The sequence below is a fragment of the Achromobacter spanius genome, assembly GCF_003994415.1.
Classification (GTDB): Bacteria; Pseudomonadota; Gammaproteobacteria; order Burkholderiales; family Burkholderiaceae_B; genus Achromobacter; species Achromobacter spanius_C.
The window spans coordinates 2862092-2881748 of sequence record NZ_CP034689.1; the positions used below are offsets into that span (position 1 = coordinate 2862092).

Annotated in this window: 19 protein-coding genes and 1 pseudogene; 12 read left to right on the forward strand and 8 right to left on the reverse strand. The window is 63.2% G+C overall.

Going from position 1 to position 19657, the window contains the following annotated elements; all coding sequences use genetic code 11:
* Nucleotides 1-53: 53 nt before the first annotated feature.
* From ELS24_RS13255 to ELS24_RS13265, 3 genes are all read right to left on the reverse strand, one after another.
* The gene (locus ELS24_RS13255; RefSeq protein ID WP_127184364.1) at nt 54-2855 is read right to left on the reverse strand and encodes an autotransporter outer membrane beta-barrel domain-containing protein; all 2802 of its coding nucleotides are present in this window, start codon (nt 2853-2855) and stop codon (nt 54-56) included.
* A gap of 155 nt (nt 2856-3010) precedes the next feature.
* A complete protein-coding gene (locus ELS24_RS13260; RefSeq protein ID WP_050446488.1) occupies nt 3011-3514 on the reverse strand; it encodes a hypothetical protein in 504 nt (167 codons plus the stop codon).
* 92 nt (nt 3515-3606) lie between these two features.
* A complete protein-coding gene (locus ELS24_RS13265; protein ID WP_050446487.1) occupies nt 3607-4362 on the reverse strand; it encodes an SDR family NAD(P)-dependent oxidoreductase in 756 nt (251 codons plus the stop codon).
* A 186-nt stretch (nt 4363-4548) separates the two neighbouring features.
* Between ELS24_RS13265 and ELS24_RS13270 the strand changes: the two genes are divergently transcribed.
* On the forward strand, nt 4549-5445 hold the full coding sequence (locus tag ELS24_RS13270; RefSeq protein ID WP_127184365.1) for an AraC family transcriptional regulator: 897 nt from the start codon (nt 4549-4551) through the stop codon (nt 5443-5445).
* Nucleotides 5446-5503: 58 nt separating this feature from the next.
* Complete coding sequence (locus ELS24_RS13275; RefSeq protein WP_127184366.1) at nt 5504-6718, forward strand: alpha/beta hydrolase family protein; 1215 nt, start codon at nt 5504-5506, stop codon at nt 6716-6718.
* A 28-nt stretch (nt 6719-6746) separates the two neighbouring features.
* Here the strand turns inward: ELS24_RS13275 and ELS24_RS13280 are convergent, their stop codons facing one another.
* A complete protein-coding gene (locus tag ELS24_RS13280) occupies nt 6747-7400 on the reverse strand; it encodes a hydrolase (protein WP_050446485.1) in 654 nt (217 codons plus the stop codon).
* A gap of 150 nt (nt 7401-7550) precedes the next feature.
* Between ELS24_RS13280 and ELS24_RS13285 the strand changes: the two genes are divergently transcribed.
* Nucleotides 7551-8435: a LysR family transcriptional regulator gene (locus ELS24_RS13285; RefSeq protein ID WP_127184367.1), complete on the forward strand. Its 885-nt coding sequence runs from the start codon at nt 7551-7553 to the stop codon at nt 8433-8435.
* Between the two features lie 20 nt (nt 8436-8455).
* Here the strand turns inward: ELS24_RS13285 and ELS24_RS13290 are convergent, their stop codons facing one another.
* Nucleotides 8456-9235, reverse strand: a complete 780-nt coding sequence (locus tag ELS24_RS13290) for an alpha/beta fold hydrolase (RefSeq protein WP_127184368.1) — start codon at nt 9233-9235, stop codon at nt 8456-8458.
* Between the two features lie 155 nt (nt 9236-9390).
* Here ELS24_RS13290 and ELS24_RS13295 point away from each other — a divergent pair, with 155 nt between their 5' ends.
* Together ELS24_RS13295 and ELS24_RS13300 are read left to right on the forward strand one after the other, a co-directional pair.
* Nucleotides 9391-9861 carry a MarR family winged helix-turn-helix transcriptional regulator gene (locus ELS24_RS13295; RefSeq protein ID WP_050446482.1) on the forward strand — a complete coding sequence of 157 codons (471 nt, stop codon included), beginning with the start codon at nt 9391-9393 and terminating at the stop codon, nt 9859-9861.
* Nucleotides 9862-10006: 145 nt separating this feature from the next.
* A complete protein-coding gene (locus ELS24_RS13300) occupies nt 10007-11047 on the forward strand; it encodes a Kelch repeat-containing protein (RefSeq protein WP_127184369.1) in 1041 nt (346 codons plus the stop codon).
* A 47-nt stretch (nt 11048-11094) separates the two neighbouring features.
* Here the strand turns inward: ELS24_RS13300 and ELS24_RS13305 are convergent, their stop codons facing one another.
* Nucleotides 11095-11991: a LysR family transcriptional regulator gene (locus ELS24_RS13305; RefSeq protein ID WP_127184370.1), complete on the reverse strand. Its 897-nt coding sequence runs from the start codon at nt 11989-11991 to the stop codon at nt 11095-11097.
* A 33-nt stretch (nt 11992-12024) separates the two neighbouring features.
* Here ELS24_RS13305 and ELS24_RS13310 point away from each other — a divergent pair, with 33 nt between their 5' ends.
* From ELS24_RS13310 to ELS24_RS13325, 4 genes and pseudogenes are all read left to right on the forward strand, one after another.
* Nucleotides 12025-12627, forward strand: a complete 603-nt coding sequence (locus tag ELS24_RS13310) for a DUF2231 domain-containing protein (protein ID WP_240669501.1) — start codon at nt 12025-12027, stop codon at nt 12625-12627.
* 59 nt (nt 12628-12686) lie between these two features.
* Nucleotides 12687-13963 (forward strand): annotated as a pseudogene (locus ELS24_RS13315) (PQQ-dependent sugar dehydrogenase).
* Nucleotides 13964-14108: 145 nt separating this feature from the next.
* The gene (locus ELS24_RS13320) at nt 14109-14714 is read left to right on the forward strand and encodes a TetR/AcrR family transcriptional regulator (RefSeq protein ID WP_127184371.1); all 606 of its coding nucleotides are present in this window, start codon (nt 14109-14111) and stop codon (nt 14712-14714) included.
* 146 nt (nt 14715-14860) lie between these two features.
* A complete protein-coding gene (locus ELS24_RS13325; RefSeq protein WP_127184372.1) occupies nt 14861-15538 on the forward strand; it encodes a type 1 glutamine amidotransferase domain-containing protein in 678 nt (225 codons plus the stop codon).
* 40 nt (nt 15539-15578) lie between these two features.
* Here ELS24_RS13325 and ELS24_RS13330 read toward each other — a convergent pair whose 3' ends face one another.
* A complete protein-coding gene (locus ELS24_RS13330) occupies nt 15579-16007 on the reverse strand; it encodes a bleomycin resistance protein (protein WP_050446476.1) in 429 nt (142 codons plus the stop codon).
* A gap of 99 nt (nt 16008-16106) precedes the next feature.
* Between ELS24_RS13330 and ELS24_RS13335 the strand changes: the two genes are divergently transcribed.
* Both ELS24_RS13335 and ELS24_RS13340 read left to right on the forward strand, forming a co-directional pair.
* Nucleotides 16107-16409 (forward strand): ArsR/SmtB family transcription factor, encoded by a 303-nt coding sequence (locus tag ELS24_RS13335; protein ID WP_050446475.1) that lies wholly within the window; start codon nt 16107-16109, stop codon nt 16407-16409.
* 62 nt (nt 16410-16471) lie between these two features.
* Nucleotides 16472-17440 (forward strand): zinc-dependent alcohol dehydrogenase family protein, encoded by a 969-nt coding sequence (locus ELS24_RS13340; protein WP_127184373.1) that lies wholly within the window; start codon nt 16472-16474, stop codon nt 17438-17440.
* Here ELS24_RS13340 and ELS24_RS13345 read toward each other — a convergent pair.
* Nucleotides 17437-18348 (reverse strand): LysR substrate-binding domain-containing protein, encoded by a 912-nt coding sequence (locus ELS24_RS13345; RefSeq protein ID WP_127184374.1) that lies wholly within the window; start codon nt 18346-18348, stop codon nt 17437-17439. The genes ELS24_RS13340 and ELS24_RS13345 overlap by 4 nt on opposite strands.
* Before the next feature lie 108 nt (nt 18349-18456).
* Here ELS24_RS13345 and metC point away from each other — a divergent pair, with 108 nt between their 5' ends.
* Complete coding sequence (metC, locus tag ELS24_RS13350) at nt 18457-19608, forward strand: cystathionine beta-lyase (protein WP_127184375.1); 1152 nt, start codon at nt 18457-18459, stop codon at nt 19606-19608.
* Nucleotides 19609-19657 lie beyond the last annotated feature (49 nt).

The window sequence follows — 19657 nt, forward strand, 5'->3', positions numbered from 1 at the left end:
TCGCGGCGATCAGGGGCCGCCATCCTGGCCAGCCCCCGAAACGCTGCGTTGGCTTAGAAGAACCAGCGCACACGCAACGAGGCCGTCTGGCCGAAGAAACGATCACGGCGCACGGCGTCGTAGCGCCCGGTGATTTCGGTGCCGCCTTCCGTGGTGTAGGACAGGCCGGCGCCCGCTCTCACCAGCCACGGCGACTGCTTGGTGCCGTAGGTTACGAAAGCCGCATCCGGGGCGCCCGCGAAGGCGGATGTGATGCTGGCGTCGCGGTTGTAAAGGTCATAGCCGACGCCGATGTTGGCCAAGGCGTTGAAGCGATCCGACAGCGCATGCGTGAACTTGCCGTCCAGCCCAAGCACCAGCGCGTCCGTGCTGCGCGACTTGACCTGCAAGCCCAAGCCGTTGGCGCCTTGCTCTTGGTAAGCGTCGTCTTTGATCCAGGTGTAATCCAGGCGCAGCGCCGGGGCGAACACCGTCTGCTCGCTCAGCGCAAAGCGCCGGTCCACCGAGACGCCGGCATGCACCGTCTTGCTGTCATAGCGGGAATTGGCCGTCAAGCCCAGGAAGTCGATGTCGCGCTGCCCCTTGTTGCGCATGCGGCCGCCGTCCAGCTGGAACGACACGTCAGAGCGGCTGTCCAGCGCCTGCGAACCGTAGGTGATCAACTGATAGCTGTCGATGTCGGCTTTCTGACGCGGGCCGCTGGAATTGCTCGACACGTCGGTATGCGCGTAGGCAAATGCCAGGCCCAGGTTGGTGCCCGGGCGCACGCTGCCATCCACGCCGATGATCAGGCCGCCGGTGTCTGCGCTGTAACCGGGCACGCCGTCCTGGTCTTGCTGGCGCGAGTGGGTGCCGAAAGGTTTGATCCAGGCGTGGCGATCGCTGAAGAAACCGTCTCCGGAAGCCATGCCGCGGGTAGCGTCGATGCGCGATTGCACGACCCCGTTCACCGTGTTCATCGTGTTGTTGGCCAGCGACAGCCCATTGCCCGTCAGCAACGGCAGCGTCTGTTGCACCGCCGCGCTGACTTCCTCGGCGCTGCTGCTGTTGACGAACGCATCAAGCGCGCGCTGCAGTTCGGGGGACGTCGTGCCCTGGGCCAAAAGCTGGTCAAAGACCGCGGCGGCGCCACTGGCGCCGGGCGAACGCGGGTCGACCGCGCCCTGGATGCTTCGCATGCCCGTATCGCGCACCGCCAAATCAACGCCATTGGCGCCGAACACTGCCGAGAAGGCGTAGCGCAGCGAGTTGTCGGTCAGGGCCAGACCGTTGTTGGTCACGCCGCCGTCGGCCGTCACCACATTGGCCAAGGTGCCGCCGACATAGCTGGATTTGACGTCCACGTCGATCGTGCCGCCCAGCGCGGCGCTGCCGCCCACGGCCAGCTTGCTGTAATCGTTCGCGCTGGCCGCCGCAATGCGCAGCGTGCCGCCGGCGGTCTGCGTGTAGTTGCCGCCAATCTTGCCCGACGTGGACGAACCCGTGTTGCGCGGGTTGTTCAGGTCGGCCCCTTGTTTAAGCAGCACGACGCCAGCGTTCGACAGGCTGGCCTGGTTGCCCAGCGACAGTCCGCCCGCCAGCACGCCGCCTGCTTCGTTGTTGACGGTGAACTTGACGCCGTCATCCACGCGCACCGTGTCGCCCGCGCTGGTGATGGTGCCGCTGTTGGCCAGGCTGCCCCCCGCGGCCGCTGTGACATAGACGCCGGCGCCGCTTGCGTCGGTGACGTTGATCAGGCCCTGGTTGGTAATGCTGACTGCGCCGCCCGTGGAATCGGCCTGGATGCCATAGCGCGCATCGATACGACCGGCGTTCAAAAGGGTGATGCTGCCCAGCTCGGTGTTGGCCATCATGCCGGCGTTGGACGCGGCATTCAACACGCCCGTGGCGTCGTTGGTGACGGTGAGCTTGCCGGTGCCGTCGGTGTAGGCGCGGATGGCGGAATAGCCCGACACCGCGACCCGACGCAGCACGGTTTGGTGGTTGGCGGTAATGGTCCCGCTGTTGTAGACCAGCGTGTCGGCGCCCGTGCCGCCCGCCACCAACGCGTCGTAGTTGTCGGCGACCACCGTGCCACTGTTGATGATTTCGGCACCGCCCATGTTGGACCATGCCACCAGGCCTTGCGCGGTCGTCGAGCGCACGCTGCCCGTGTTTTCGATGCGCGACGTGCCCGCATAGTTGATGGCGCGCGCGGCGGCCTGATAGGCCTGCACCGTTCCTTCGTTGCGGATGAGAACGGTGTCGGGTTTGGTGACATTGCCGCCGTCGGCATACAGGCCGCGCGACTGGGTCGAGGTCACCGAGCCCCGGTTGATCAAGGTCACCTTGCCGTTGTTGGACGTGGCGGTAATCCCGACGGTGTCGCTGCCCGTGGCGACCACGGTGGCGGCGCTGTCAATATAGATGTCGTTGCGAAATGCCGTGTTCGCGCTTTCGGACCGTACCCATAGGGCGCCGAACAGGCCCGCCGAGCGCAAGGTCACGCCTGAGCCGAGCTTTACGTTGACGCTCCAGTCATCCGCGCTGGAATTCAGGAATACGGCGGGATAGTCATTGCGTTCAAGCGTCGTGCTGCCGGTAATGCTCAGGTTTTGCACGAACGGGCCCGTGGTGACCGACGGATCGTTACGCAGTGACACAGATGAAGCGGTGACATCCTCGACGAACAGCGACGAGGTGCCCGCGCCGCCGCGCAATTCGATTTCGGTCGGTCCGCATTGCAAGGCCACGACGCTGCCGGTGGCGGAACACCCCTCCAGCGCCGCGGGCACGGCAAACACCGGGGTAGAACCCAGAAGAAGCAGGGCGGGAAGAACCCGGTAAGGCAGGGAGGGGCGGTTACGCGGAGGCATGGTTATCGCAGGATGTAATAAGAAGTTAGCATTACATCTCAATTTGTCACCAAATGAACGCGGGAAAACCCTCGAATGGCCTCCTGATGGACAGGGATTTTTTGGCTTTGCCTGACCCCTGCCTGCCCCTGCCTGCCCCTGCGTGTTCCCGCGCCTCAGCCTTCCTTGCCGAAGCCGCCGCTGGCCCACTCCGACGCGCGCTGTACCGTCAGCTTGTAGGTTGGCGCGACGTGGACCTGCGCCAGTTGTTCGCCCGATTCGTCGTAGGCGCTTAGCACGGCATAAGGCTCGTAGTCGTCGGGCACGATATCCAGCTTGATGGTCAGCCGGCCAGCGGCAGCGTCGATCTTCACGCTCTTGTGCAGCGTCGCATGTAATTGCTGTTCATGGCGGCGCAGCACTTCGTTGGCGGTTTTCACCAGCGTGAAGAAGGCGGGGGAGTCCAGCGGCTTGGGGTTCTTTTTGTCACGGCCCATGGTCCAGGGACCCACCAGGGCCGGCTCCGCCTGCCCATCCAACGTCATCTCGACGGCCCAACCGTCGTCGTCTTCATTCTTGATGATCCGCGCCGTCCAGCCGTCATCGCGCCAAAGCCTGGCTTCCTGTTCCTTGCGGGCCTCGGGGATAGCGTCGTCGTCGGGGTGGGAGGTGTCATTCACTGCGGTACTGCTCCTGGATTCGTCTGCTTGCAGACCGGCACTGTAGCCTACCCGGCGCCGACCGCCGGCGCCTTCCCCCGTTGTTGTCGTCTCTAGATGCCTTGGCCGCCGGATATTTCAATGCGCTGGGCGTTGATCCAGCGGTTGTCCTCGGCAAGCAGGTTCGCAACTGCCGGCCCGATGTCGTCCGCCACGCCCACGCGCCCCAGCGCCGTCATTTCCGCGAAGAATTGATTGAATTCCGGCGTATCGCGCACCGCGCCGCCGAAGAAATCAGTTTCGATCGCGCCCGGCGCCACCACGTTGACGGCGATGTTGCGGCTGCCCAGCTCCTTGGCCAGATAGACGGTCAGCACTTCGATCGCGCCCTTGACCGCGGCATAGACCGACCAGCCCGGGGTGGAAATTCGCGTCAGGGCAGAGGACAGGTTCACGATGCGGCCGCCGTCCGCCAACAGTGGCAGCAGCGCCTGGGTCAAAAAGAACACGCCTTTGAAATGCACGTCGACCAAGCGGTCGAACTGCGCCTCGGTCGTATCGGCAATCAGGGCTACATCGCCATGGCCGGCGTTGTGGATGAGGTGATCCAGCGTGTCGCGCTGCCATGTGTTGCGCAGCGTTGCCTTCAGGCGCTGCGCGAAGTCCGGAAAGGCCGAGGTGTCGCCTACGTCAAGCGGCAGGGCGACGGCCTTGCGGCCCATCTGTTCGATGTCGGCGACCACGGCGTGGGCGTCCGCTTCGCGGCGCTGGTAGGTGAAGATGACGTCGCCCCCTTTGCGCGCGATATTCAGGGCGGCGTTGCGGCCCAGCCCGCGGCTGCCGCCAGTGATGAAGGAAATTGTCGTCATGCTAAGGCTCCTTGGTTGAGGGTGAATCCGGGAGTGATTCTGAGCCGTCTGCGCGCCGCGGCCTTTGCCTGAATCGTGATGTCCTTGGCCTGTTTCTACGAAGATGCCGGCCGGGCTTTGAATGTCCGCTACGATCACGCTGCGGACAAAACGACAGCAAAAACCACAAAGCCACGGCGCCTGCGTATGAACGACTCATTACTCCGAACTGTCCGGCGTTACGTCGAGGCACATGGCGGCCCCACGGACCTGGCCCAAACCCCCATCCCGGGTTTGGCCGTCATTCGGTGCATCCGGCCCAGCGGGCTGGAATATGCCATCTCTCGGCCGCTGGCCTGCCTGGTGTTGCAGGGCAGTAAACGGGTTTCGATGGGCACCCGAACCTTCGAATTCTCGGCGGGCGATTCGCTGCTGATTACGGCGGACGTGCCGACCGTCAGCCAGATCACTGCCGCCAGCGGCGACCAGCCCTACCTGTCGCTGGTGCTGGATCTGGACATGGCGGTCATTGCGGAACTGGCCGTGGAAATGAAACTGCGCCCGCTGGCGCAAGATGTCCCCGTGCTGGTCGAACCCACCGATGCCGAAGTCGCGGATGCCGCGCTTCGGCTGATGCGCCTGATCGACCGCCCCGACGCCTTGCCGGTGCTGCAAACACAACTGCTGCGCGAGCTGCACTACTGGCTGTTGGCGGGACGGCATGGCGGGGCCATTCGTCAGTTGGGCGGTCCGGAAAAGCACGCCCGGCGCATCGCTCGGGCCATCGTCCTGCTTCGCACCGAATTCGCGCGGCCGCTGCCAATGGAGCGGCTTGCGGCCGAGGCCGGCATGAGCCCGTCGTCGTTCTACCAACATTTCCGCGCCGCCACCTCCCTGTCGCCGCTGCAATTTCAGAAGCAACTGCGTTTGATCGAGGCCAGGCGGCTGCTGGCGGCGGGGGACGTATCGGCCAGCAGCGCCGCGTTTTCAGTGGGCTACGAAAGCGTGCAGCAGTTCACCAGGGAATATCGGCGAATGTTCGGGTTGCCCCCGGGCAAGGCGTCCGAGGCGCTTCGGGCCCACCTTGCCGACGTTCAGGCGTAAGCTTGCATGCGATGGCCAGCACAGATCCCGTTGCCGTAATGGAACCAAGGAGAACCCGATGGGCTTGGCATTCAACAACCCGCTGCATGACGAATTCGGTACCTGGCCGGTTGCCTACATTCCGTATGGCGGGGCGGACATGGGCGAGATTCTTGCCGTGGGCCAGGCGGTGGGCGACGGCGACGACTGCGCCTTTCATGAGGCCTGGATGGCAGCGGGTGACCGCCTGGCCGACGAAGCCGCGCAAACGCAACGCCGTGGCCTGCGCGCCAGCGCAAGAGAGCTGTTTCTGCGCGCCAGCGCGTTCTATTCGGCGTCCTACCATCCGCTTTATGGCCCGCAACGCGACCCGCGCCTGCTGGCGGCCTTTCGTAAGCAGGTCGATGCGTTGGACCAGGGGCTGGCGTTGTCAGACGTGCCTGTCCTGCCGATGCGGATTCCGTTCGAAGGCACCTCCATGCCGGCCTACCTGATTCCCGCGGCCGGGCAGGAGCACGCCACCCGGCCTCTTGTCATCTTCACGAATGGGTACGACGGCACCATCACGGATCTTTATTTCGCGTCCGCCGTGGCGGCATCGCGCCGTGGCTACCATTGCCTGATTTTCGATGGACCGGGGCAGGGCGAGATGTTGGTTGAGCAGTGCCTGTATCTGCGCCCCGATTGGGAAACCGTCATCGCGGCGGTGGTCGACTTCGCGCTGCAACTCAACGTCGTCGATCCGGCACGCATCGTGCTCAGCGGCTGGAGCCTGGGTGGTTACTTTGCGCCGCGCGCCGCATCCCAAGAGCATCGCCTGGCCGCATGCATCGCCGACCCCGGCTTGTGGGGCATCGCCGGGCCGTTTCGCGCGCTGGCCATCAAGCTTGGCGCGGCCCCCGATGCGGTGGCGGACCTGGGCGGCCTTGACGAACAGATCCTGGCGCAGTTTGAACACGTCATCGCAAACGACCCTGGCCTGAAGTGGAAGGTCCACCAGCGCGGGTTCTGGACCCATGGCGTGGATACGCTCAGCGCCTTTCTGCGCAGCGCAGACCAGTTCACCATGGACGGCCGCGCCGGCGCCATTGCTTGCCCGGTGCTGATGACGCTTGCCGAGCATGATGGCTTGTCAGCAGGCACCCAGGCTTTCTTCGATCAGCTTCAAAGTCCGACAAAAACCTTGCTTCGGTTCAGCGCGGCCGAAGGCGCCGGCATGCATTGCGAGATGCGGAACAGGTCGCTGTTGAACCGCAGGGTTCTTGACTGGCTGGACCAGGTGTTATTCCCCTAGCTGCTGTTCCGCTGGCTGTTATTTCCGATCAGCCGGCCTTGCCCGGCACCGGCGTATTCAGCAACTGCTGCTCCCACAGGTAGGCGATGCCGCTGCCGCCAGCGTGTTGCGTGATCACTTCCGTCAGGGCCGCGGCCTGTTCGGCGCGCGCCCAGTCCCGCTGCCATTCGGCCGCCAGCGCCAGCCAGGTCATCATGTTGGCGCCCGCCGCGATCATGCGCTGGATGGCCACTTGATGGGCCTCGACCGACACCGCGCCCGATGCGTCGGTGATTACGGTAACGTCCCAGCCTTCACCCAGGGCCTGGATGGTGGGCATGGCCACGCAGACTTCGGTCCACAACCCGGCAATGACCAGTTGCTTGCGGCCGGTTGCCTTGACCGCGTCCACCACGCGCGGGTCTTGCCAAGTGTTGATGAGCGTGCGGTCGATCACTTCCTGACCTGGGAACACGTCGGTGATCTGCGGAAAGAGCAGTCCGCCGCGCTCGGCGATCACTGTCGTCAAGATGGTCGGAACGCCGAAAGCCTTGGCGGCTTTTGCCAGGCCCGCCGTATTGTTGATCACCATCTGCGGTTCGTGGCTGTTCACGTTCGCCAGTTGGTAGGGCTGGTGGTCGATCAGGACAAGTACCGAATCCTCGGGGCGAAGCAGCGAAGCAAGGCCGTTGCGGAAAGTCATTGATGCATCCTTATGCAGTGGGTCAGAGGTTGGCTCCGGGAAACACGCGCCAGCGGCGGCATTGCCCGGAAGCCATATTCTGTTGTTCCCGCAATCGATGCGGTAGTACCATTTCGCGCTGAGCTGTGTTGCGGAAAGAGGAACGCCGACGTGGACATCGAAGCGCTACGGACATTCGTGGAAGTTGCCGACGCGGGTGGCGTTTCGCCTGCCGCGCTGCGGCTGGGGGTGTCGAAATCAATCGTCAGCCGTCGGCTTGCCGGGCTGGAATCGGAACTGGGCGTCTTGCTGCTGGCGCGTTCCACGCGCGGCGCGTCGCTGACCGAAGCCGGTGCCACGTTCCGCAACCATGCCGCCCGCGTCTGCGCCGAGATGGACGCGGCCAGGGAAGCCATCCTGCCTGCCGGCGAGCTGCGTGCCCGCTTGCGCGTGTCCGCGCCACTGTCTTTCGGGGCGGCCCACTTTGCCCCCGCGCTGGCCGAAATGGCGCGACGCCATCCGCAACTGCATATGCAGACCTGCTACAGCGACCGCTTCGTTGATCTGATCGCCGAAGGCTACGACTGCGCGATACGGGTGGGCTATCTGCAAGACTCCAACCTGATCGCAAGGCGCATCGGCCCACTTTATGGAAAGCTGGTCGCCAGCCCGGACTACCTCAAGGCGCATGGCGAACCCCAGACACCCGAAGCGCTGGTGGCCAATCATCAGGCCCTGATGCAAGGCACCGAAGCCTGGCAGCTGATGGATGGCGACAAGACCATTACGGTGCGTCCGCAAGGCCGCTTCAAGGCCGACAACGGCAGCGCCCTGGTGGCGGCAGCGGTGGCGGGGCTTGGCATTGCCTACCTGCCTGATTGGCTGACGCACGACTACGTGGCTTGCGGGGCGCTGGTGCCGATCATGACCCGCTATCCGCCGCCGCCAGCGGGCGCCTATGTCGTCAGGCCGCCCGGGCAGCATCCCGCGCGAAAGATCCGGGAGCTGACCGAGCTGTTGATTGAATATTGCGAGCAGGCCAAGCACCCTGCGTAGGCGTCACCCGCGCCGCGGCTTCAACGGGCGATGGTACGTGCGGCGTCGTCAATCGAGTCGGCCACTGCCTTGGGCTGCGTGAAAAACGCTACGTGGCTGCCCACGACCTCGGACCGAGTGGCGCCGATCTTGTTGGCCGTATAACGCAGCAGCTTCGGGTCGATCGCCTTGTCCTGCGTGGCGATAATGGCCCAGCTTGGCTTGGTTTTCCACGCGGCGTGAGTCACCTTGGCATTGAAAATGGCCATGTTGATGGGCACCTGTGAATCGCGCAGGAAGGCGGCGTCGGCAGGGCTTGTGTCGCCCGCAAAGCCTTGCTTGAATTTTTCAAGGTTGACGAAACCGTAGCCGTCTTTCTGCGTGTCGATCACGAATTCAGCGGGCGGCGGAATGTCCTTGAACTGCGACCCCGTGGTTTCACCGACGTCGGGCGCCAGCGCGGACACATAGACCAGGCCAGCCACCTTGGGGTCCACACCCGCTTCGGTGATGACCGTTCCGCCATAAGAGTGGCCGACAAGAAGTGTCGGGCCGTCTTGGCGATCCAGCACGCGCTTCGTGGCGGCAACATCATCGGCCAACGACGTCAGGGGGTTCTGGACCACCGTGACCCGATAGCCGCGGCCGGTCAGCTCGTCATAGACGCCGCGCCATCCTGAACCATCGGCAAACGCGCCGTGCACCAGCACCACGTTGCGCACTACCTGCTTGGGGGATATGGGCTCGGCCGCGTGGGTGAGGCTGGCCGCTGCAATACCCACGATGGCGGTCGTGGCGGCGAGGAGGGCTTTGATCTTCATGGCTAGGTCCTTTGTGTGTTGTGATAAGAATTATCGCGATAATTAAGTGCGACGAACGAATGCTAGGACTCGTTTTTAGTGCTGTCAAGCGATAATTATTATTGCGATATGTATTCTCGCAGCATGCTATTCTTCACGCACCCTGGAGCGAAGCAATGACCGCCAAAAAAGACACGTCCCCGCCGCCGCTGGATGGCCAGCTTTGCTACGCCGTGTACTCGGCCGGCATCGCTATCCAACGGATCTACAAGCCCTTGCTGGACAAGATGGGGCTGACCTATCCGCAATATCTGGTGCTGAACGTGCTTTGGCGGGAAGACAGCCAGACCGTCAGCGGCATCGCGGAAAAATTGGCCCTGGAACCCAGCACGCTGACGCCACTGCTGAAGCGGCTGGAAGCCGCCGGCTTTCTTGGCCGCGTGCGTAACCCCGACAACGAGCGCCAGGTGGTGGTGGCGCTGACCGAGCGCGGCCGTCAGCTTCAAAATACGTCAGGCTGTCTGGGCGAATCCTTGCTGGCCGCGTCCGGCCAATCGCCCGCCGAACTCGCCGAACTGAATACGCAGATTCGGCAATTGCGTGACGCGATCTACACGCATCTGGATGGCTGGACGCCGCCTGCGTAGCCGATGGAAGGCCAGGCAAGCTTGCAGGGGTGTGAGTTCGCCGGATTGTTAATCCAGGCTGAACACCTTGCTAAGCATCGCGTATCTAGTGCGCCAAGCGCGGGCTACCTACCATGGTCCTACCTACCATTCACGAGGTTCGACCATGCAACGACGCGACATCCTGCGCCAGGGCGCCGCCCTGGCCGCCACTTTGGCCGCAGCCCCATTTCTTCGCTCCGCCTACGCGCAGTCCGCCGCACCGCACTGGACCACGGCGGCCGCGCCGTCCCTGGCCCGCCAGGAACTCTATCCCGAGGTGCTCGACGGCCGCATCTATGTGGCCGGCGGATTGCTGACGCCCAACACCGGGTATTCCGCGCACTTCGAATCCTATGACCCGGCAACGGACAAGTGGACGCGGCTGGCGACGCTGCCCGAAGCCCGCCACCACATCGCGCTAGCCGCTGCGGACGGCCTGATCTACGGCGCGGGGGGCTTCAGCGGCGGGTTTCCGAACTGGCGCGCCCAGGCTTCGGTCTACGTCTACGATCCCCGAAACAACCGCTGGCGTGACGGCGTTGCCATTCCTCATCCCTCGGCCGAAGGCGTATTCGCGGCTATCGCCGACCGGCTTTACCTGGTGGGCGGACGCATCCGCGCCCACGAGGACGCGCGCCATTTCAACGACCACATGGATACCGCGCAAGCCTTGATGTTCGACCCCGCCACCGGGCGCTGGTCGGCCATTGCCGATGCACCCACCGTGCGCAATAGCGCGGCGGCGACGGTCATTGACGGGCGTCTCTTCGTCGTGGGCGGGCGGCAGGCCATCAAGCAAGCCGATGGATCACTGCGCCAGGTCAATGTGCCGGTGCTGGAGGTCTACGACCCGAAGACCAATCGATGGACCGTCCGCGCGCCCATGCCGCAGGCCCAGGGCGGGCTGGCCGCTGCCGCCCATGGCGGTCGTCTGTACGTGTTCGGCGGGGAACAATGGGTGCCCCAGCAGAAGGTTTTCGACAACGCCTGGGTCTACGATCCGGCAAGCGATCGTTGGAGCGTGCTGCCGCCGCTGCCCACGCCCCGGCACGGCCTGGGTGCGGCCACGCTGGGCAATCGCATCCATGTGATCGGGGGCGGCACACGCGTCGGCGGCGACCATGCCAGCGCCGTGCATGAAGTGCTGGTGCTGCCCGAAGCGTAGGCCCGGTTGTAGGCCTGGTCGTAGGCCCGGTCCGCGCACGGCAGGCATCACGACCAGTCGTAATCGCGGACGTAGGCCAGAAATGCGCGCATTGCCGCGCTAGGGTGGCGGCGGCTGGGGTAGTACAGGCACCAGCTTGGCAATGTCTGCTTCCAGTCGACCAGCAGCTCAAGCAGGCTGCCTTGTTCGATATGCTCGCGCACGTAATCCTCGAACAAATGCGCGACGCCTGCGCCCGCCAACGCGGCTTGAAGCTCTTGCTGGGCTGAACTTAGCGTCAACCGTCCTTGGGGCGTGATCTCTTCTGCCTTGCCATCTTTGGCGAACTTCCATGTGACCGTGGTGCCGCCGGGAAATCGGCGGCGGATGCAATCGTGCGCCGCCAGGTCGGCAGGCAGGGCAGGGCGCGGGTATTTCTGAAGATAGGCAGGCGACGCCACGATTGCATAGCGCAGTGCCGCGCCCAAGGGCATGGCCACCATGTCCTGCGCCAACTGCGTGCCAAAGCGCACCCCCGCATCGAAACCTTGCTCCACGATGTCGACAATCGCCGCGTCGCTGATGATCTCGACCTTCACGTCCGGATACGTCTCCATGAAACGGAACGCCAACGGACACAGCACGTGGTCCACGGCGGGACCCGGCGCGTTGATGCGCAAGGTGCCGGTCGGGTTCTCACGAAACCGATTCAGCTCGTCAACGGCGGCCCGGATGTCGAGCAGCGCGGGCGTCAGCCGTTCAAGCAGGCGCTCGCCCGCTTCGGTGGGCGCCACGCTGCGGGTGGTGCGGTTCAACAGCCGAATGCCCAACGTGGCCTCAAGCGCCGTGATGGATTGGCTGATGGCCGACGACGAGACCCCCCGCCTGAGCGCCGCCGCCCGAAAACCGCCGTGCCGCACCACGTCCGCAAAGATTTCCAGACTGTCCAGGCGCAGCGATGACATGGTGAATTTTCCGCTTTGAGTGGTTGTGGGGGTATGCAGGGCGTGCAGGGCAGAAAGGGCAGGCCGGTAAACCCTGCCCACAGGGCAAGAATTTACGGCATTTCATCCATTGACTCGCCCTTTGCCCGCCACCGCGCGCCACGGGAACGGCATTTGCTGCGTTTTGACAAGCGTGCTTTCCAGTCCGTTACCCAGGAGGCAATCCAATTGAACCCAATCATTGAACATCGGTATGCCCTGACCGTGCATCCGGTCCATGCGGTATTTCTGGCGGGGATGCTGCCCTGGTTTCTTGGCGCAGCCTTGGCGGACGCTGCCTATGCGAAGTCTTTTGACATCCAGTGGAACAATTTCGCCTCGTGGTTTCTGGTGGGCGGTTTGGTGTTCGGCGCCATCGCGCTGCTCTTTGCCGTTATCGATGTGTTCCGGCCCACGCAGCGCGCTCGGGGAATTATTCCGTACGTCGTGGTCTTGCTGGCGACGTGGGTCGTGGGCGTTGTGAATGCGCTGATTCATGCCCGCGACGCCTGGGCAAGCATGCCTGCCGGCCTGGTCTTGTCGGTCATCGTTGTGGTGCTGGCCTTTGTGGCGGTATGGCTGGGCTTTCGCACTCCGCACATCAGGGGAGCCGTATGAAATACACGCGCATGAAAACCAAAACCGCCAACTGGCTTGCCGCTATCCCCTTGTCCGCCATGATGGGCGTATGTGTCGGCCAGGCCGGACCGTCGCAGGTAGGCCCCAACCCTGAACTGCCCAAGCCCGAGAGGGGGCTGCTGCCCAATATGGTCATTGCAGAGCCCGCCCCTTGGGGAGACAAGACGCCGACCGTGCCTGACGGTTATACGATCACCGCCATCGCCACCGATTTGAAAATCCCACGGCAGACTTTGATACTGCCCAACGGCGACATTCTGGTGGCCGAGGGCAAGGGCGGCAATGCCCCAAGCCTGAAACCCAAAGACGTGATCGCCGGCATCATCAAGGCCCAAGGCACCAGCTCGGTCAAGGGCGGAGACCGCCTGACCTTGCTGCGCGATGCCGACGGCGACGGCACCTATGAAGTATCAACGTTCGCCGAGAACCTGAACGCACCCTACGGCCTGGCCTTGGTGGACAACAATCTGTACGTCGCCAACCAGGACGCCGTGGTGCGATTCGACTACCAGCCAGGGCAGACCAAGGCCAGCGGCCCCCCCGAAACCGTGACGCCCCTGCCATCGGCAATCAACCACCACTGGACCAAGGCCATGACTGCCAGCGCCGATGGCCAGTACCTGTACGTGGGCATCGGGTCCAACAGCAACATCACCGAACGCGGCATGACGGCGGAAGTCGACCGCGCCCGCATTTGGCGGATCAACGCCGAAACCGGTGAACACAAGTCGTATGCCACCGGCTTGCGCAACCCGACCGCGCTGACCATCCAGCCCGGCACCGACCAATTGTGGGCGGTGGTGAACGAACGCGATGAGATCGGCCCCAACCTGGTTCCCGACTATCTGACTTCTGTTCAGGAAGGCGCCTTCTATGGCTGGCCCTACAGCTACTGGGGGCAAAACGTGGACGAGCGCGTGCGGCCGCAGGATCCGGAAAAGGTCGCCGCGGCCATCAAACCTACAGCCTGGGCTCGCACGTGGCGGCGCTGGGCGTGGATTTCTCGAACGAGGCGATGGGCGCCAAGTTCGCCAACGGGGTGTTTGTCGGGGAACACGGTAGCTGGAACCGCAGCGATCCGGTCGGCTACAAAGTGGTCTTCGTGCCGTTTCAGGACGGCCGGCCGTCTGGCGACCCCGTCGATTTCGTCGCCGGGTTCCGCGATAGCGATGGCACCACACGCGGCCGCCCGGTAGGCGTGACGGTGGATCCGAAGGGCGCGCTGATTGTTGCGGATGATCTGTCGAACACCATCTGGCGCGTAACGCCAACGCAGGCAGCGCAGTCGCCGCAGCCGGTTGCGGCGGCGCAGTAGTGGGAGGGTCAGGGCAGGGGCCATAAGACGCGAATCCGTCTGCGTCTTCGGTCCTTGCTTCTGGCTGGTGGATAGTCGGTCGTTGAAAAACACTTGCGCAAATATTTGTAGACGACCGGTCTAATCGAATGTAAAGTGCGAACCCATGAACTCAGCCACCACCTCCCAAGCTACCGACGTCCGCGACAAGATCCTGGCCACGGGCCAACGGATCATGGGCGGCAAAGGGTTTTCGGCGGTGGGTTTGAATGAAGTGCTGACGTCCGCAGGGGTGCCGAAGGGGTCGTTCTATCACTACTTTGGATCGAAAGAAGCGTTTGGCGAGGCCTTGCTGGAGAACTACTTCCAGGATTACCTGGCCGACATGGACCGTATATTCGGCCAAGCGGATCAGACCAAAGCGCAGCAGCTCGGCAACTATTTCCTGGCCTGGAAAGACAACCAGTCCTTCGAGGACTGCCAGGGCAAGTGCCTGGCGGTGAAGTTGGGTGCCGAGGTCGCAGACCTTTCCGACGCGATGCGCGCCGCCCTGAAACGCGGCACGTCGGCAATCATCGAACGTCTGGCCAGCGCGATTGCGGCGGGCGTGGAAGAGGGCTCTTTATCGGTAGAGGGCGATTCAACAGCCGCCGCGCAAAGCCTGTACCAACTTTGGTTGGGGGCGAGCGTGATGGTCAAGATCGTGCGCAACACGCAGCCCTTTGAAAACGCCTTGAGCACGACAACACAGGTTTTGCATCTTGCTCGCTAAGGACGCGCAGATTTACGAAGCAGGTTTGTGAAGCAAGCCTATGTAGCAAGCCTATATAGCACTTCAGGCAGAAGTGCTTTTTTATCCACCGGAATCTAGACGACCGGTCTAATATTTAAAGTTCATTCCTAGACAGGAGCATCACCATGAAAGTCCTCATCGTTCTGACCTCGCATGATCAGCTTGGCAATACCGGCCGCAAAACCGGCTTCTGGCTCGAAGAGTTGGCCGCCCCTTACTACACGTTCAAGGACGCCGGCGCCGACATCGTGCTGGCCTCGCCCCAAGGCGGGCAGCCGCCGCTGGACCCCAAGAGCAACGAACCCTCGTTTCAGACCGAATTCACCCACCGCTTCGAAGCTGACCCGGCGGCCAACGAGCAACTGGCCAACACCGTGCGCCTGGACAGCGTCTCGCAAGCCGACTTCGACACCGTGTTTTACCCGGGCGGTCATGGCCCGCTGTGGGATCTTGCCGAAGACGGCAATTCCATCTCCTTGATCGAATCATTTATCGAAGCCGGCAAGCCGGTCGCGCTGGTCTGCCACGCGCCGGGCGTGCTGCGCCACGTGAAGGCAGCCGACGGCAAGCCGCTGGTCGCCGGCAAGCAGGTGACCGGCTTCACGAACACCGAGGAAGACGGCGTCGGCCTCACCGATGTGGTGCCGTTTCTGGTGGAAGACGAACTCAAGGCGAAGGGCGGGGTGTACTCGAAGGGTCCGGACTGGGGCTCGTATGTCGTCAGCGACGGCCTGCTGATCACCGGCCAGAACCCGGCGTCGTCCCTGGAAGCCGCTGCGGTGTTGTTGAAGCGGTTTGCTTAGGTGTGAGGCAGCGCGTTACGCCGTTGCCCGATCGCCCCCGTCACGCGGGGCGGTCGCCAATCCATTCAGAAAATCGCAACAGATAGCCATCGGGATCCTGCACCAGGAATTGCCGCACGCCGATCTCGACGTCGTCGCTTCGATACCAGCGTTCCTGCATCTGCCGGTATAGCGGCCAGTCCGCATCCACCAGGCGCTTGTGCAGCGCGTCGATGGACTTCACCTTGATCTCGAAGTTCACGCCACGGCCCAAGGGGGCTTCCAGCGGCGCGGTGATCCAGCCGTCGTCGCCGCGCACCTCTTCCAGCATGAATTGCGCGCCGTCCCGATCCAGGAAGACAAAGCCTTCCTCTTCGCGCTGATAGACCACTTCGAAGCCGCACAGGTCGATCCAGAATTGCCGGCTGCGCGCCAAGTTCTTGACCATCAGTTCGGCGACCATGCGCGCCCGGTACGATTTGTCTTCCATCGTTTCTCCTTATTGGGCGGCCATGATAACGGGCGACCAACCCCACAACATCCGCAATCATCGTATTGACATATCGGGAAATCCAGATATCATCACGCCATGGAATTACTCGACATCTTCAAAGCCCTCTCAAACCGTACGCGCCTGGAAATCCTGAAAGGGTTGAAGGACCCGGTGAACAGCTTCCCGCCCCAGGACGAAGGCGATGTTCATACGGTAGGCGTCTGCGTCAGCAGCATTCAAGAGGGCGTCGGGCTGTCGCAGTCAACGGTGTCTGATTACCTGGCCACGTTGCAACGCGCAGGCTTGGTCGACGCCACGCGCATTGGTCCGTGGACGTATTACAAACGCAATGAAGCAAACATCCAGGCTCTTGCCGAGATCATCGGGAAAGACCTGTAATTTTTTTACTCCTAGATATCGGAATATCCCGATATCCCACTTTATCGATAAGAGGTGATGCAATGAAAGCTGTCGTACTGAACGCATTTGGTGGCCCGGAATCGTTCGCGCTGCAAGAACTGCCCAAGCCAGTGCCGCAGGCGGGGCAAGTTCTGGTGCGCGTCCACGCCACGTCCATCAATCCCTTGGATTACCAGGTCCGGCGAGGCGACTATCCCGACCTGGTGCCACTGCCGGCCATTACCGGGCACGACGTATCCGGCGTGGTTGAAGCCGTGGGGCCGGGCGTGACGGCATTCGTGTCCGGGGACGAGGTCTGGTACACGCCGCAGATATTCGACGGACAAGGAAGCTATGCCGAATACCACGTTGCCGCCGAAAGCATAGTCGGCAAGAAGCCGCCGTCGCTAAGCCACCTGGAAGCGGCAAGCCTTACGCTGGTTGGCGGAACGGCGTGGGAAGCGCTGGTTGTGCGCGCGGGCTTGAGAGTCGGCGAAAGCATCTTGATACACGGCGGCGCGGGCGGGGTCGGCCATGTGGCGATCCAGCTTGCCAAGGCCATCGGCGCAAAGGTGTACACGACGGCGCGCGAAGCCAACTTCGAGTTTGCGCGACGCATGGGCGCCGATGTCGTCATCGACTACGCAAAGGAAGATTATGTCGACGCCATCCTGCGGGAAACCGGGGGCCGTGGAGTCGACGTGGTATTCGACACCATCGGCGGCGACACCTTGTCGCGCAGCGCCGATGTGCTTGCACAACTGGGCCGCGTGGTCTCGATCGTGGACATCGCGCAACCGCAGAACCTGTTGCAAGCCTGGGGCAAGAACGCCAGCTATCACTTCGTCTTCACCCGGCAAAACCGCGGCAAGCTTGATGAGCTGAGCGCGTTGATCGAGCGCGGCCAGTTGCGGCCGCATGTGGGCGCCGCTTATCCGCTGGCAGATATTGCGCAGGCCCATGCCCGGCTTGAGGCGCCCAACAATGGCCTTCAGGGAAAGATCGCGATTGCGGTCGCGCCGTCTGTTTAGCCCAAGGCCGCCTGCATCTTCTTCAGATCGTTTTGCAGTTGGATGCGCATCACCTTCAGCAACTCGCGGGCGTTGCCCGACATGGGCATGCCCGAGCGGAACACCAGCAGGCTGGTAAAGCTGATTTCCAACGACACGCGCTTGATCGTGAGCCCGCGCGACAGATAATCCAACGCCATGATGGGATGCACCATGCCGATGCCCACGCCATTGAGCGCGAACTCGCAGACCGAGTTGGAATAGGGCGTTTCCAACATGGGCCGCAGATTCAGGCCCACCGCCTGCATCGCGGCTTCCAGGCGTCGTCGGCTGGCGTCTTCCGGGTTGAGCGCAATGAAAGGGTGTTCAACGAGGTCTTGCGGGTCGATCACTTTCTTGCGCGCCAGCGGATGGCGGTTGTGCATGGCGATCACGCCCGGTGTGCGCAGGAATTCCGAGTGTTCAAGGCCCAGCACCGAGAGCTCGTCGGCCATCAGCCCGAAGTCGAGCTGGCCCGCCGCCACCTGGCGCAGCACTTCGCGCGAACTCATGATCTGAAACGACATCTGCAGGCGGCGGTCGGCCAGGCCGAAGGCAGCGATGGCGCGTGGCATGAAGCCGGTGCCCAAAGCGGGCAACGAACCAATCGCCAGCCGGCCCACGCCAAACGATTTAAGGCTGCGGATGCGGTGTTCGATCAACTCGAAACCGGCGAAGCAGCGATCTACCTCTTCCATCAGCGCGCCGGCCTCGGGCGTGGCGACCAGCCGGCCGCGCACCCGTTCAAACAGGCGCAGCCCCGAGCTGTCTTCAAGTTTGCGGATGGACTGGCTGATGGCGGGTTGCGACACCCCCAGCAGGTTGGCGGCCTTGCTGGTCGTACCTGCCTGCATGACGGCGCGGAAAACCTGGATTTCACGCATATCCATATATAAGTCCTGCTTATCGACTAAGTCAGTTCAATTGTTGAGGGAATTGGTCTGAGCGTCCAGACTGCGTGTCATCGAGATCTCTCCTACGTGCCGAAAATAGTTTAAATGAACACCAAAAGCCCCTCGAATACTGATTTCGCCAGCCTGTCGCCGGCTGTCCAACGCGCCTCCACGGTGGTGTTCGGCTCGCTCGCCGACTTCGTCAACCGCAAGCAGCGCCAGCCCGACGGCTATAGCTATGGCATTACCGGCACGCCGACGGCGCGGCTCCTGGAGCAGCGCATCGCGGCGCTCGAAGGCGCCCGCCACTGCGTGATCACCCCCTCGGGGGCGTCCGCGCTGATGACCGTGGTGATGGGATTCGTGCGCGGCGGCGATCACCTGCTGGTGTCTGCGGCCTGCTATGGCGCGCTCAAGACCTTTGCCGAGAAGTGGCTGGCCCACATGGGCGTGGAAGTCGAGCTCTACCAGCCCGCCATTGGCGCCGAGATCGAGGCGCTGATCCGGCCCACCACCCGCATGATCTGCATGGAAGCGCCCGGCACCGTCACGATGGAAATGGCCGACATTCCGGCGATTGCCGAGGTGGCGCGCCGCCATGGCGTGCTGACCATGATGGACAACACCTGGGCCAGCCCGCTGGGGTTCCAGCCCTTGGCGCATGGCGTGGATTTCAGCGTGGAGGCCGCCACCAAGTTCTTCAGCGGCCATTCCGATGTACTGATGGGCAGCATCAGCCTGAATGATGCCGACCACTACGCCGTGCTGCGCGAGACGCAGAGCATTCTGGGCCAGCAGGTCAGCCCGGAAGATTGCTTTCTGGTGCTGCGCGGCCTGGAAACGCTGGACCTGCGCGTGCGCGCGCAAAGCGCCGCCACGCTGGAAATCGCGCAGTGGCTGCAGGCGCAACCGCAGGTTGAACGCCTGTTGTATCCGCCGCTTGAAGGCGACGCCGGCCATGCCCTGTGGCGGCGTGATTTCCGCACTAACGGCTGCCTGTTCTCGTTGATCCTGAAGCCGGCGCCCGAGCAGGCATTCAACGGTTTCTTCGACACGCTTGAACACTTCGCCATTGGCGCGAGCTGGGGCGGGGTGCACAGCCTGGCCGCGTACTACCCGGCGCCATTGCAGGCCGGCCGCGTGCATCCGGCCACGGATCAGCCGGTGGTGCGCCTGTCGATCGGGCTTGAGGGAGTCGACATCCTGAAGGAAGACCTGCGCCGGGCGCTTGACGCCTACGCCCGCCAGGCACGCTGATATTCATCCTGGGCCAGCCGCCAACAAGAGCTTCATGGCCCGCCAACAC